The organism is Streptomyces sp. NPDC058240 (genome assembly GCF_042882135.1).
GTDB lineage: Bacteria > Actinomycetota > Actinomycetes > Streptomycetales > Streptomycetaceae > Streptomyces.
Genome location: NZ_JBHVWT010000005.1, coordinates 20,428 through 32,588 on the forward strand (window position 1 = coordinate 20,428; position 12,161 = coordinate 32,588).

13 protein-coding genes are annotated in these 12,161 nt (G+C 70.7%); 2 read left to right on the forward strand and 11 right to left on the reverse strand.

From position 1 onward, the window contains the following. Positions 1-17: 17 nt before the first annotated feature. From ACFVX4_RS12035 to ACFVX4_RS12080, 10 genes are all read right to left on the reverse strand, one after another. Entirely contained in the window at positions 18-548 is a 531-nt protein-coding gene (locus ACFVX4_RS12035) for a HEAT repeat domain-containing protein (RefSeq protein WP_389974915.1), read from the reverse strand. A 55-nt stretch (positions 549-603) separates the two neighbouring features. Next, entirely contained in the window at positions 604-948 is a 345-nt protein-coding gene (locus tag ACFVX4_RS12040) for a hypothetical protein (RefSeq protein ID WP_389974918.1), read from the reverse strand. Positions 949-996: 48 nt separating this feature from the next. After that, complete coding sequence (locus tag ACFVX4_RS12045; RefSeq protein WP_389974921.1) at positions 997-1,788, reverse strand: DUF4253 domain-containing protein; 792 nt, start codon at positions 1,786-1,788, stop codon at positions 997-999. A 57-nt stretch (positions 1,789-1,845) separates the two neighbouring features. Continuing rightward, positions 1,846-2,508: a 1,4-alpha-glucan branching protein gene (locus ACFVX4_RS12050; protein ID WP_389974924.1), complete on the reverse strand. Its 663-nt coding sequence runs from the start codon at positions 2,506-2,508 to the stop codon at positions 1,846-1,848. A 23-nt stretch (positions 2,509-2,531) separates the two neighbouring features. Then, positions 2,532-2,783, reverse strand: coding sequence for a DUF397 domain-containing protein (locus ACFVX4_RS12055; RefSeq protein ID WP_389974927.1), 252 nt, complete (start codon positions 2,781-2,783; stop codon positions 2,532-2,534). After that, entirely contained in the window at positions 2,780-3,565 is a 786-nt protein-coding gene (locus ACFVX4_RS12060) for a Scr1 family TA system antitoxin-like transcriptional regulator (RefSeq protein WP_389974930.1), read from the reverse strand. Before ACFVX4_RS12060 ends, ACFVX4_RS12055 begins: the two co-directional genes overlap by 4 nt. A 132-nt stretch (positions 3,566-3,697) precedes the next feature. Further along, positions 3,698-4,495 (reverse strand): HEAT repeat domain-containing protein, encoded by a 798-nt coding sequence (locus ACFVX4_RS12065; protein ID WP_389974933.1) that lies wholly within the window; start codon positions 4,493-4,495, stop codon positions 3,698-3,700. A gap of 47 nt (positions 4,496-4,542) precedes the next feature. Further along, positions 4,543-5,181, reverse strand: a complete 639-nt coding sequence (locus ACFVX4_RS12070) for a LysE family translocator (protein WP_389974936.1) — start codon at positions 5,179-5,181, stop codon at positions 4,543-4,545. A gap of 16 nt (positions 5,182-5,197) precedes the next feature. Further along, a complete protein-coding gene (locus ACFVX4_RS12075; protein ID WP_389974939.1) occupies positions 5,198-5,632 on the reverse strand; it encodes a hypothetical protein in 435 nt (144 codons plus the stop codon). Positions 5,633-5,873: 241 nt separating this feature from the next. Next, positions 5,874-6,605, reverse strand: coding sequence for a DUF4232 domain-containing protein (locus ACFVX4_RS12080; protein ID WP_389974942.1), 732 nt, complete (start codon positions 6,603-6,605; stop codon positions 5,874-5,876). 312 nt (positions 6,606-6,917) lie between these two features. Between ACFVX4_RS12080 and ACFVX4_RS12085 the strand changes: the two genes are divergently transcribed. Continuing rightward, a complete protein-coding gene (locus ACFVX4_RS12085; protein WP_389974945.1) occupies positions 6,918-8,378 on the forward strand; it encodes a helix-turn-helix domain-containing protein in 1,461 nt (486 codons plus the stop codon). Between the two features lie 57 nt (positions 8,379-8,435). Here the strand turns inward: ACFVX4_RS12085 and argS are convergent, their stop codons facing one another. Further along, positions 8,436-10,208 carry an arginine--tRNA ligase gene (argS, locus tag ACFVX4_RS12090; protein ID WP_389975771.1) on the reverse strand — a complete coding sequence of 591 codons (1,773 nt, stop codon included), beginning with the start codon at positions 10,206-10,208 and terminating at the stop codon, positions 8,436-8,438. A 157-nt stretch (positions 10,209-10,365) separates the two neighbouring features. On the opposite strand from argS, the gene lysS reads away from it, so the two are divergent. Then, positions 10,366-12,129 (forward strand): lysine--tRNA ligase, encoded by a 1,764-nt coding sequence (gene lysS, locus ACFVX4_RS12095; RefSeq protein WP_389974948.1) that lies wholly within the window; start codon positions 10,366-10,368, stop codon positions 12,127-12,129. Positions 12,130-12,161 lie beyond the last annotated feature (32 nt).

Sequence of the window (12,161 nt, forward strand, 5' to 3'; positions counted from 1 at the left end):
GCGGCCGTCGCCGCGTCCTACGCGTCGGGGCTCCGGCCCCACGCCGCGAGGATGCGGCACGCCGCCCGGCCGAGGTCGGCGTCCTGGGTCAGCTTGCGCAGTACGTCGGTACGGGCATCGCTCGGGCCCGCGTCCTTGATGGCGCCGAGGGCGCTGTCGCGTACGAGGGGGTCGTCGTCCGCGTGCACGATGGCGGCCAGGGCCTCGTGGACCGCCGGGTCGTCGGCGTAGGGGCCGAGGGCCTGGGCCGCGTACTGGCGGACGAGGTCCTCCTCCGGGTCGTCCAGGGCGGCCAGCAGCGCCCGCCCGGCCGCGTGGCGGCCGGCCGGGTCGGCCGGGGGCCACAGGCGCAGGAGCGTGGCGGCCTCGGTGCGGGCGAGGTCGTACTCCCGCGGGTCGGCGACGACCGAGACGAGGAAGGCCGCCACGTCGGCGTCGCCGCAGTCGTCGTCCAGCTCCGCGACGATCTCTCGCCTGCGGTCGCTGTCTGCGGGCAGGGCGCGGAACTCCTCGATCAGGCGGGCGAGTGCTTCGGTCGTGCGCTTCATGCCGGTGCTTTCTGTCGGGTGTGCTCTGCCGGAGCGGCCGGACAGGTCCGGCGGGTCAGGGCCAGTCGATCAGGGCCATGAACATCACCCACGCGACGAACACCGTTCCGGGTGCGAGTACGGCGAGGAAGACGCCGGCCGGTGGCCTGCGGAAGCTGGACACCCAGCTCGCGACCAGCACGGCCAGCGCCAGCACGAGGCCGCAGCACAGAACGGTCCAGGCGGTGCCGAAGCCCGCGTCGAACCGGTGGGCATCGGCCTCCGAGCAGGAGTCGCAGGCCATCGGGGAGAGCCCGCCGAAAACCAGGGCGAGGAACGCGAGCGGGAGCGTCACGACCGTGGAGATCAGCGAGGCGATCCAGACGCGCGGCGGACGGGCGGGCATGGCATCTTCGGGCATGTGTACGAGTCAACTCGACGCCCGGGGGCGCCACATGAGTTGTCGTACTCAGTCCCACCAGAACGACCAGGTCTCCTGGTCCAGCACCATCTTCGCGGCGTAGACGTCGAGGTCGTACGGCGGGTTCTGGTTGATGTTGTCCGGGCAGAACGCGAAGTGCTCGGCGGCGACCGCGCGGGCCTCCGGGAGGGTGGTGGGCGGTCGCCCGACCGAGACGGTCAGCGTGTCGAAGCCCAGCACCACGACCCGTATGCCGAAGCGGTCCTCCCAGGAGCGGAGCACGGCGCAGAGCCGGGCCGTGTCGTCCTCGAAGTTGACCGGGCCCGACCAGCCGATCGCCGCCGGTATGTCCGCGCTGCGCCGGGCCGGGACGAGCGCCATCCGCGAGCCGGGGTACCAGCCGTCCGGGCCGACGCACTCCTCGGCGATAGCGGCCGCCAGGTCGTCGGGGGTGTCCTGCCCCTCGGCGGCCGGGACGGGGGCCAGGCCCGGCCAGTCGCCCTCGGCGGCGTCGAGCTCCTCGGGCGCGCAGTCCTCCCAGTACTCGCTGAGCACCTCCTCGGCGTCGTGATCGCCGGGGTACGACGTGCTGTCCGGGATCAGGTCCCAGGTGTCGGGCCACTGGTCGCGTCGCCCGCCGTCGATCAGCACGGGGAGCAGGCCGACCGTCCGCCCGGCCGCGCGCAGCGCGCGCCACGTCCCGTGGGACGCGGGCTCGTCGGCACACCAGAGCAGCGGCTCGTGCCAGGTGCCGTCGATCGTGGCGTCCACCAGTGAGCCGGGCGGGAGTCGAAGCCCTGAGGTGGCCAGGGACGGGAGCGGGTTCGGGAGCGTCGCCATGAACCGAACTCTAGGCGCGACCACTGACAACGGCCGGGCGGGGCAGGGCGGTCCGGGCTACGGGCGTGCGTGAACGACGACGTACGCGGTGCGCGCCGTGGTGCCGTCGGGCAGCGTCGCGTCCGCGGTGACGTGGCCGAGTGCCCGTCCGTCCGCGTTCTGCCCGGGGTGGAGAACGCGGTTGACGTGGAGGGTCAGCAGGCGGCCTGCGGGTGCCGTCGCGACCAGGAGATCCGTGCCGTTCGGGTCGTCGGTGGCGGTCGTGGCGGCGATCTCCGCCAGGGTGTCCGATTCGGCGAACCAGGCGATGACGGACGGGTCGGGGGTGTCGCTCGTGCTCTGCATCTGCGGCTCGGCCTTGCCGACGACGAGCGCGAACAGCTGGGCGACGAGGACCGGGTCACGCGTCCCGTCGTACACCCACCGCTGCCCCAGCACCCCGTGCTCGGTGGTGCCGATGAGTGCTTCGTCGGCGCCCGCGAGCGGTGCGCCGCGGTAGCTGAACGGCACCTGGTACGTGACCGGTTGGTCTCCCGAGGTGTCGGTGACCGCCATGAACTCGATCCCCACCTGGCCCTTCGGGTCGTCCAGCCGGAACCCGCCGGTCCTGGCCAGCTCGGGCTGCCGCCCCTTGCCGCGGTACCAGGGCTGTGCGGGCAGCCAGGAGGTGAGGAGTTCCAGCTTGGTGGGCGTCAGGGTGGTGCGGTGGATGACAGCCATGCGGTGGTATCCCTCCGGTGGGGTCAGACGAGTCGCCGGTCGGCGGCGAAGCCGGCGAAGGCCGCCCAGGTGGTGGGGGCGACGGTGAGGATGGGGCCGTGGGGGTTCTTGGAGTCGCGGATGTGGATGGCGGCGGGGTGGGCGGCGATCTCGACGCATTCGCCGCCTTCGCTGCCGCTGTAGCTTGATTTCTGCCAGTCGTAGGCGACTTCGAGGCACTCGCCGCCGTCACTGCCGCTGTAGCTGGACTTGAACCACTCTCGTGCGGTGCTCATAACTCTCCTAGCAGCCGGTCCAACAGGCCCCTCGTGTGCTCGGTGTTGAGAGCCTGTGTCCGCAGCATCGCATATCTCTGGGCGAGGATGCTGATCTCGTCCGGGTCGGAGATGAGTTGGCTGCCGCGCTGAGTTTCGGTGTAGGCGATGCGTTGGTAGTCCGGCGTCTCCAGCAGGATGAACGGCCCGTCGAGCGCCGCGTGAGTTGTCCGGCCCAGCGGCATGATCTGGAGAGAGATGCCCGGCAGGTCGGCGCAGTCCCGGAGGCGACGCAGGGTTTCCCGGTACGTCTCATTGCCCCCGAGGCGGTCTCGGACAATGGCCTCGGAGATGACGAAGCTGGTGGTCGGTGGCACTTCACGGCGCAAGATTTCCTGGCGCTCCAGCCGCGTGCCCACGTGTGCGTCGGTCTCCTCCTTGCTGAACGTGGGAACTCGACTGTTGAACACGGCACGTGCGTAGTTCTCGGTCTGGAGCAGACCGGGCAGGACCTGGTTTGCGAAGAAGCACAGTGCCAGGGCCTCCCGCTCCAGGTCCAAGTACTCCTCCGCCCACGCCGGGATCAGATCGATCTCCGGCATGTGCGCCACTGCCTCCTTCAACGCGCCTTTGGTGTCCAGCAGTTCGTCCAACTTGGCGGCCAGGTCGGGCAGTAGAGCGCGTCTGCCCTGTTCGATGGAGGTGATCGTCTCCACCTGGTGGCCCACCAGGTCGGCGAGTTGGGTCTGGGTCAGGCCGGCCGCCCTGCGGAAGACGGCGACCAGCTTGCCCACAAGTTTCATTGCCGACGCGTTCTTGCGCTTCCGCTTCCCGGGGTGCATACCGAGCCAACTTCCACCTGCGCGCCCGCGTCACGCGCGTACGACCCGTACAAGAAATCTGTACGGGGTCGAGCCCGGTCGGGGCGAGGGGCCTCAGGTCTCGGGTGCGCTGGACTCGACGGCCTCCCGGACCGTCGCGTCCGGGTCCTGGGCGAGGCGGTGGAGGAGGTCCGTGGCGTTCGGGCTCGACCAGTTCTCGACGGCCCATACGAGGGCCCTGCGGACCTTCGGGTCCGGGTGGTCCGCGAGGTGGGCCAGTTGGTCGACCGGTCCGCGTCGGCGCATCCCGAACCAGTGGAGGGTCTGGATGAGCTGTTCGGGGTCGCCGGGGCTGCCCGCCGCGGCGATCCGGCGGAGGAGGACCGAGCTCGCGGGGGCGGGGCCGTCGAGGGGGTGCGGCCGGCGCTGCCGCAGGCGCTGCGATCCGTATTCGCCGCGTACCCGGCAGCCGAAGCAGGTGCAGGGCGCCTTGCCGTTCGAGTCGGGGAAGTACCGCCAGCCGGTGACCTGGCTGACCGCGCGGATGCGGTGCACCTCGCGCCGGGTGACGGGCCGGGGGACGAACACTTCCCAGCCGCGCGGGTCGTTCAGCGCGGCGACGCGGCGGACGGCTTCGGCGGCCGTGGTGGGTGCGGGGGCGGCGTTGTAGCGGCCCAGGGTGACGGGTTCGTCGTCCGGCAGGCGGAGGTGTACGGCGACGAGATTGCGCGGGCCGCTGCGCCGGGAGAGTTCGCGCAGCCACTGGTGGGTGAGGGTGTACGAGGGGAGGACGGGAAAGCAGTAGAGGCCCCGTGACCGTGATGCGTCGCGGCCGTGGCTGACGGCCCGTATTCCAGAACGGCGTACACGCGCCGCGTTCGCCGAGGGTGTCAGGTGCACGAACATCGCCATGCGGTCGATGCTAGGGCCTTTCCCGGGGGCCCGGCCGGGCCGGGTGTTCAGTCGCTGAGGGCCAGCCGGATGCCGAAGGCGGCGATGACGGTCCCGGTGATCCGGTCGAGCAGGAGGCGGGCCCGGGGCTTGCGGAGCCAGCCGTGCAGGACGCGGGCGAAGCCGATGAGGACGGCCGACCAGATCAGGCCGATGAGGATGTGCACGGTGGTGAGCAGGAGTCCCATGGCGAAGTGGCTTGCGCCGGCGGGGATGAACTGGGGCAGGACGGCGACGTAGAAGGCGCCCATCTTCGGGTTGAGGAGGTTGGTGAGCGTTCCCTGCCGCCAGCCGCCGCGTACCGAGTCCGTACCGGCGAGCAGTGCGGAGTCGCTCGTGTCCGGGACGGGGCGTCCCCGGAAGGTGTCCCGGAGCATGCGGGCGCCCAGCCAGACCAGGTAGGCGGCGCCGGCCCAGCGCAGCGTCGTGTAGGCCAGGTGGGAGGCGGTGAGGAGCGCGGTCACGCCGAGGGAGGTGAGCGCACCCCACAGGAGGGTTCCGGTCTGGATTCCGAGGACGACGCCCCAGGCTCTTCTGCGGCGGCCGAGGGCCGAGGTCCGCAGGATCAGAGCGGTGTCGAGTCCGGGGGTCAGGGTGAGCAGTCCTACAACCAGGGCGAAGGACCACAGAGCGGTGCTTATAACCATGGAAGGCCAGCTTACGTCAGTCGGCCGGGGCCGGGGCCGGGGCCAGGGCGTCGCGGGATCTGCGGTAGCTCAGCCAGGAGGCCGTCAGGGCGGCGGCTCCGGCGCCGAAGATCGTGACCGGGGTCCAGATCCGCCAGTGGAGCGGGGACGTGGAGTCGTACGCCCAGCCGTCGCCCGCGAAGATCGTGTCACCGGCGGCCACCTCGGCGCCGGTGATCTCGCCGGAGGCCGTGCGGCCGTCCGCGAACGCCCACGTCCCGTAGCAGTGGGCGGCAGGCAACTGCCGGCCGCCCTCCACGCACTGCGTGACGCTGTGGACGGTGGCGGAGTCGCCGGTGAGCAGCTTCTGCACGCCGTCGCCGACCCACAGCGCGACGAGGACCGGCAGGAGGGCCGCGAGCGCGAGCGCGGACACCAGAGAGGCCAGTGACTTCAGACGGGTCCGGTGCATGCGGTGTCCCCCGTGGGTCGACTACCGGTCAACGTAGTGCAGATGTCCGGTCGTCGGGCGTGGGCGGGACGTTACGCTCTGCGGCAGCCCGTACCACCCGCCCTACGCGGAGAGCGGGACTCACTGTGCAGCTACCGGAGACCGTTCGACTCTGCATGTGGGACCCTCGCGAACCGTCCGGTCGGGGGACGGGCAAGGGGCCGTCCGCGAGAGCGGACGACCCCGGCGAGGCGCTGACGGATCAGTACATGAGGGCGTCGGCCATTTCGCTCTGCCAGTAGGTGACGAAGCCGTTGTCGCCCCACTGGGTGCCGGCCGGGAGCGTCAGTTCGGCAGGGGCGCCCGTGGAGCCCTGGTTGCCCTTGCCGGTGAAGTGCACCGTGAGGTGGGTGCCCTTGTGCAGCTCCTGCCCGTCGGGCTCACCGGACAGCCCGATGGAGGCGTAGGCGGACTGGCCCGGCGCAAGGGTGACCACGGCCTGCGGGATGCTGTCGCGGAGGACCGGGAAGGCGGCCTGTGCGTCGTCGAAGCCGAGTGCCGGCGCGTGGTACGCGTAGCAGGGGCGGGAGCCCGTGTTGGTCGCGGTGAGCAGCAGGTGGTTGATGGGGCGGCTCACCTTGCTGACGGTGACCTTGGTGTTCGAGCCGGTGCAGGTGACGGGGGACGTGCTGCCGCTTGCGGTGGTGCCGGCGCTGCTCTTCCCGCTCTTGCTGCCGCCGGTGGAGCCCTTGGACGTGGTGGAGACGTTCTCGGCGGGGGCATTGGCCGTGCCGCTGTCGGTCTCCTTGGCGCCCTTGGCGTCCGTTGCGTCCTTGCCCGTGTCGGGGGTGGTGGCGGTGGTGTTCGCTGCCGGAGCCGCCGCGCCTGCCTTGCCATTGTTCCCGTTGTCGTTGCCGCCACAGGCGGTGAGCGAGAGAGCGGCCAGGAGGGCGGTCGCGGCGAGGGCGGTGGTGCGGATGCGGTTGCTGCGCATGGTGGTACTCCCCGTGTGTGGGCTGGTGATGTTGTTCGGTCAGTTGTGGCAGATCAGGACCATGACGATCGCGGTGGACACGATCAACACGCCGATGGCCACGGCATCGATGAGCTCGATGCGGAAGTGGATTCGCACTGCGTCGTCCCGGTGGTCGCTGCGGTGTGTTCACAGCTTGCGGGGCGGCGGAATCCGACCGCAACGCCGAACAGCCCATTGGGGAAGCTGGAATGCCTGCGCGTACTGTGACCTGGGCAGATTCCACGTCCCTGGAACGGTGTTCTGGGACGGACCAGGAGGGGGAACGCCGAAGTGGCGACGCCGGAGGCCGGGGAATTCGCGGCTCTGCTGAAGGAACTGAAGGACCGTTCGGGGCGCAGCTACGGGGTTCTCGCCGGGAAACTGCACGTCAGCACGTCGACGCTCCACCGGTACTGCAACGGTGATGCGGTGCCGAACGAGTACGCCCCGGTGGAACGGCTGGCACGGTTGTGCGGGGCCGGGCCGGACGAGCTGGTGGAGCTGCACCGGCGGTGGATCGTGGCGGATGCGGCCCGGCGGCGCCCTGCCGCCGTTGCGGAGCCGGTCCGGGACGCGGTTTCGGACAAGGTTCCGGACGCGTCTCCGGATGTGTCTGCGGACACGTCTCCGGGTGCGGGGCGTGGCTCTCGGGCCGGGGCCGGGGATTCGTCCGGAGGGCGGGACGGGGAAGAGGGCGGGGACGGCGGCGGCACGTTCGTGTCGCTGCCCACGCCCGAGCCCACGTTCGAAGCCGAGCCCACAATCGTGGCAGGCGGGGCGAGCCGGCCCAGGCGGTTCCTGTCCTCCCGGCGGGCGCGCGTACTGCTCGCGGCCGTCGCCGTCGTCGCGCTGAGCGTGCCCACCTCGATCGTCGTCAGCAATCTGTCGGGCAAGGACACCGACGATCTCAGCAACGCCCCCGCCGTGGACGGCCAGGACACGGACGGGTCCGCGCCCGCCCTGCTCGGCCGCGACAGGAGCCCCACCGCCTCGCCCGGCGGGGCGAAGAAGTCGGGCAAGCCCGTACCGTCCGGCTCGGCGACCGTCTCGTCCCCGCCGTCCGGCGGCGCCTCCGCCACGTCCGGGAGGCACGGCACGGGAGCCGGGTCGGGTGGGCAGCCGAGCGGGGGCGTACCGCTGAGCGCCACCATCAGCTCGTACAACTGGGAAGAGCCCTGCGGTAAGTACTACGTGCTGGACCAGAAGCCGAACGACGTGCCTCCGCCGCCCCCGCCGCAGGACACCCGCGGCTGGGCCAGGGCGCTCGGCGGGGTGGACGGCGGCAACATGCTGCTCGAAGTCACCGTGCAGGGGAAGTCGGGGCAGGCCGTCGTGCTGAACGGACTGCATGTGCGGACGCTGTCCCGGAAGGCGCCGCTGGCTTGGTCGGCGTATTCGATGGGGGAGGGCTGCGGGAGCGGCATCACCCCGCAGTCCTTCGACATCGACCTCGACGACGGCCGGCCGACCCTCACCCCGGTGGCGGGTCAGCAGGGGGACGTACGGGTGCCGCCGAAGGACTTCCCGTTCCGGGTGTCCTCCACCGATGTGGAGGTGTTCGACCTCAACGCCCATGTCGAAGGGCACGACGTCAGCTGGTACCTGGAGCTGGAGTGGAGCAGTGGCGGCCGGGAGGGGACGCTGCGCATCGACGACGGCGGGAAGCCGTTCCGTACCAGCAGCATCAAGGCCCGGCCGGAGTACAGGTACCGGTACGACACGGCCCAGTGGGAGACCATGGAGCCGAACTAGGTCTCGCCACCGGGCCGGTGCGTACGGGCGGGCGCCCCGGGCAGGGGCGCTCGGGGGTCAGAGGCGCTCGGGGGTCCGGATGCCGAGCAGCTCCATGCCCTGGTGCAGGGTGCGGGCGGTGAGGTCCGAGAGGAAGAGGCGGTTCTCGGCCACATCGCCCGGCACCTCGGGCTTCAGCACCGGGCACTGGTCGTAGAACGTCGTGAAGAGCGACGACAGCTGGTAGAGGTACGAGGCCAGCTTGTGCGGCTCGTACGCGGCGGCGACCTCGGCCACGACCTCGGCGAACTGGTCCAGGTGCAGGGCCAGCGCGCGCTCGGCCGGGGCCAGCTCCAGCTCCGGGTGGGGCTGGGACTTCAGCTCGCCCGCCTTGCGCTTGATCGAGCGGGACCGGGCGTGTGCGTACTGGATGTACACGCTGGTGTCGCCGGTCAGCGACACCATCTGGTCCAGGTCGAACTTGTAGTCGCGGGCCGCCGACGTGGACAGGTCCGCGTACTTCACCGCGCCGATGCCGACCTGCGTGGCACGCTCGGTGATCTCGTCCTCGGTGAGGTCCTTGGCCTTTTCGCGCACGACGGCGGACGCCCGGTCGATCGCCTCGTCCAGGAGGTCGGCCAGCCGGACCGTCTCGCCCTCACGGGTCTTGAACGGCTTGCCGTCCTTGCCGAGCACCGTGCCGAACGGGAGGTGCACGGCCTTGACGTCCTCGTTCAGCCAGCCGGCCCGGCGGGCGGTCTCGAAGACCATCTTGAAGTGCAGGGCCTGCCGGGCGTCCACGACGTACAGCAGGGTGTTCGCCTTGAGGTTCTGCACCCGGTCGCGGATCGCGGAGAGGTCGGTCGCCGCGTAGCCGTAGCCGCCGTTCGACTTCTTGACGATCAGTGGCGCCGGGTTGCCGTCCGGACCCTTCACGTCGTCGAAGAAGACGCAGAGCGCACCCTCGGAGCGGACGGCGACGCCCGACTCCTCCAGGATGCGGCAGGTCTCCTCCAGCATGTCGTTGTAGCCGGACTCGCCGACGATGTCGGGGTCGCGGATCTCCATGTCGAGCTTGTTGAAGACCGAGTAGAAGTAGATCTTCGACTCGTCGACGAAGCGCTGCCACAGGGCGAGGGTTTCCTCGTCACCGGCCTGGAGCGCGACGACCCGGTCCCGGGAGCGGGCCTTGAACTCCTCGTCGGAGTCGAAGAGCGCGCGCGAGGCCTTGTAGAGCCGGTTCAGCGAGGACATGGCGGCTTCGCCGTCCGCCGCGCCGCCGTCGCCCTCGTGGCTCAGCTCGTCCGGGTGCTCGATCAGGTACTGGATCAGCATGCCGAACTGGGTGCCCCAGTCGCCGATGTGGTGCCTGCGGACCACGGACTCGCCCGTGAACTCCAGGATCTGCGCCATCGCGGCACCGATCACCGCGGAACGGAGGTGGCCGACGTGCATCTCCTTGGCCACGTTCGGCTGCGCGTAGTCGATGACCGTGGTGCCCGCGGCGCTGTTGTACGGCACACCGAGCCGGCCCTCGTCGTCCGCGGCGCGTGCGGCGAGGGTCTCGATGATCGCCCTGTCGGCGAGCGTGACGTTCAGGAAGCCGGGGCCGGAGACCTCGATCTCCTTGATCAGGCCGCCCGCCGGGAGCGCGGCGGTGACCTGGGAGGCGAGCTCGCGCGGGTTGCCCTTGAGCTTCTTGGCGAGGGCCAGGATGCCGTTGGCCTGGAAGTCGGCCCGGTCGCTTCGTCGCAGCAGCGGGTCCGCGGTGCCGGCATCCGGCAGAGCTGCCGTCAGGGCGTCCGCCAGCTGCTGCTGGAGCGTGGAAGCGAGGGAATTGACCGAGGCCATGGGCTGGCTGCCGTTTCCGTAGGAGTACAAGGGATCACACCCAGTATTCCACGGGCGGTAAAGCCGTTTTCGCGCTGCCGGTAGGACCTGGGAGAATGGGCGGAGCCCCTACGAGTCCCACAAGGGTGTTCCTACGAGTCCTACAAGAGAGAAGGACGTGCAGACCGTGGCTCAGAGTCAGAGCAGCACCGAGGCCGACTGGGTCTCCCGCTTCGCGGACGATGTCATCGCCGAATCGGAGCGTCGTGCGCCTGGCAAACCGGTCGTCGTCGCGTCCGGCCTCTCCCCGTCCGGCCCGATCCACCTGGGCAACCTCCGCGAGGTCATGACCCCGCACCTGGTCGCCGACGAGATCCGCCGCCGGGGGTACACCGTCCGGCACCTGATCTCGTGGGACGACTACGACCGGTACCGCAAGGTGCCGGGCGGTGTCCCGGGGATCGACGAGTCCTGGGCCGAGCACATCGGCAAGCCGCTGACCTCGGTGCCCGCCCCGGCCGGGTCCGCGTATCCGAACTGGGCCGAGCACTTCAAGGCCGCCATGACGGACGCGCTGGACGAGCTGGGCGTCGAGTACGACAGCATCAGCCAGACCGAGCAGTACACGGCGGGCGCCTACCGCGAGCAGATCCTGCACGCGATGAGGCACCGCGCCGACATCGACGCCGTCCTCGACCGGTACCGGACGAAGAAGGACCCGGCCGCGGCGGGCGCCAAGGGCGGCAAGAAGCCGCAGCAGAAGAAGGTCGACGAGGCCGAGCTGGAGGCCGAGGCGGGCTCCGGCGCGGCGAACGAGGACGACGGCAGCGGCGGTTCGGCCGGTTACTTCCCGTACAAGCCCTACTGCGGCAACTGCGAGAAGGACCTCACGACCGTCACGTCGTACGACGACGACAGCACCGAGCTGAACTACACCTGCACGGCCTGCGGCTTCGCCGAGACGGTGCGGCTGAGCGAGTTCAACCGCGGCAAGCTGGTCTGGAAGGTCGACTGGCCGATGCGCTGGGCGTTCGAGGGCGTGATCTTCGAGCCGAGCGGCGTGGACCACTCCTCGCCGGGCTCCTCGTTCGTCGTCGGCGGCCAGATCGTCCGCGAGATCTTCGACGGCGTGCAGCCGATCGGCCCGATGTACGCCTTCGTCGGGATCTCCGGCATGGCGAAGATGTCCTCCAGCAAGGGCGGCGTGCCGACCCCGGCCGACGCGCTGAAGATCATGGAGGCGCCGCTGCTGCGCTGGCTGTACGCGCGCCGCAGGCCCAACCAGTCCTTCAAGATTGCCTTCGACCAGGAGATCCAGCGGCTCTACGACGAGTGGGACTCGCTGGCGCGCAAGGTCGCCGACGGCTCGGTGCTGCCGGCCGACGCCGCCGCGTACGCGCGGGCCATCGGCACGGCCGCCGGTGAGCTGCCGCGTACGCCGCGCCCGCTGCCGTACCGCACGCTCGCGTCGGTCGCCGACATCACGGCCGGGCACGACGAGCAGACGCTGCGCATCCTGAGCGAGCTGGACCCGGAGAACCCGCTGACCTCGCTGGACGAGGCCCGGCCCCGTCTCGACCGCGCCGAGAACTGGATCACCAGCCAGGTCCCGGCCGAGGCCCGCACCATCGTCCGCGACGAGCCGGACAAGGAGCTCCTCGGCTCGCTGGACGACGAGGGCCGGGAGTCGCTGCGGCTGCTCCTGGAGGGGCTGGACTCGCACTGGTCGCTGGACGGGCTCACCACGCTCGTCTACGGCGTGCCGAAGATCCTGGCGGGCCTGGAGCCGGACGCCAAGCCGACGCCCGAGCTGAAGGTCGCGCAGCGGTCGTTCTTCGCGCTGCTGTACCGGCTGCTGGTCAGCCGGGACACGGGGCCGCGGCTGCCCACGCTGCTGCTGGCCGTGGGGGCGGAGCGGGTGCGCAGGCTCCTGGGCGCATAGCGGTCCGGCTGTTTCGTACGTACGGAGGGCCG

Bases quoted from the DNA above. Each gene is read 5' to 3' on its own strand.
- ACFVX4_RS12035 (WP_389974915.1), bottom strand. From the start codon at position 548: ATGAAGCGCACGACCGAAGCACTCGCCCGCCTGATCGAGGAGTTCCGC.
- ACFVX4_RS12040 (WP_389974918.1), bottom strand. From the start codon at position 948: ATGCCCGAAGATGCCATGCCCGCCCGTCCGCCGCGCGTCTGGATCGCC.
- ACFVX4_RS12045 (WP_389974921.1), bottom strand. From the start codon at position 1,788: ATGGCGACGCTCCCGAACCCGCTCCCGTCCCTGGCCACCTCAGGGCTT.
- ACFVX4_RS12050 (WP_389974924.1), bottom strand. From the start codon at position 2,508: ATGGCTGTCATCCACCGCACCACCCTGACGCCCACCAAGCTGGAACTC.
- ACFVX4_RS12055 (WP_389974927.1), bottom strand. From the start codon at position 2,783: ATGAGCACCGCACGAGAGTGGTTCAAGTCCAGCTACAGCGGCAGTGAC.
- ACFVX4_RS12060 (WP_389974930.1), bottom strand. From the start codon at position 3,565: ATGAAACTTGTGGGCAAGCTGGTCGCCGTCTTCCGCAGGGCGGCCGGC.
- ACFVX4_RS12065 (WP_389974933.1), bottom strand. From the start codon at position 4,495: ATGGCGATGTTCGTGCACCTGACACCCTCGGCGAACGCGGCGCGTGTA.
- ACFVX4_RS12070 (WP_389974936.1), bottom strand. From the start codon at position 5,181: ATGGTTATAAGCACCGCTCTGTGGTCCTTCGCCCTGGTTGTAGGACTG.
- ACFVX4_RS12075 (WP_389974939.1), bottom strand. From the start codon at position 5,632: ATGCACCGGACCCGTCTGAAGTCACTGGCCTCTCTGGTGTCCGCGCTC.
- ACFVX4_RS12080 (WP_389974942.1), bottom strand. From the start codon at position 6,605: ATGCGCAGCAACCGCATCCGCACCACCGCCCTCGCCGCGACCGCCCTC.
- argS (WP_389975771.1), bottom strand. From the start codon at position 10,208: ATGGCCTCGGTCAATTCCCTCGCTTCCACGCTCCAGCAGCAGCTGGCG.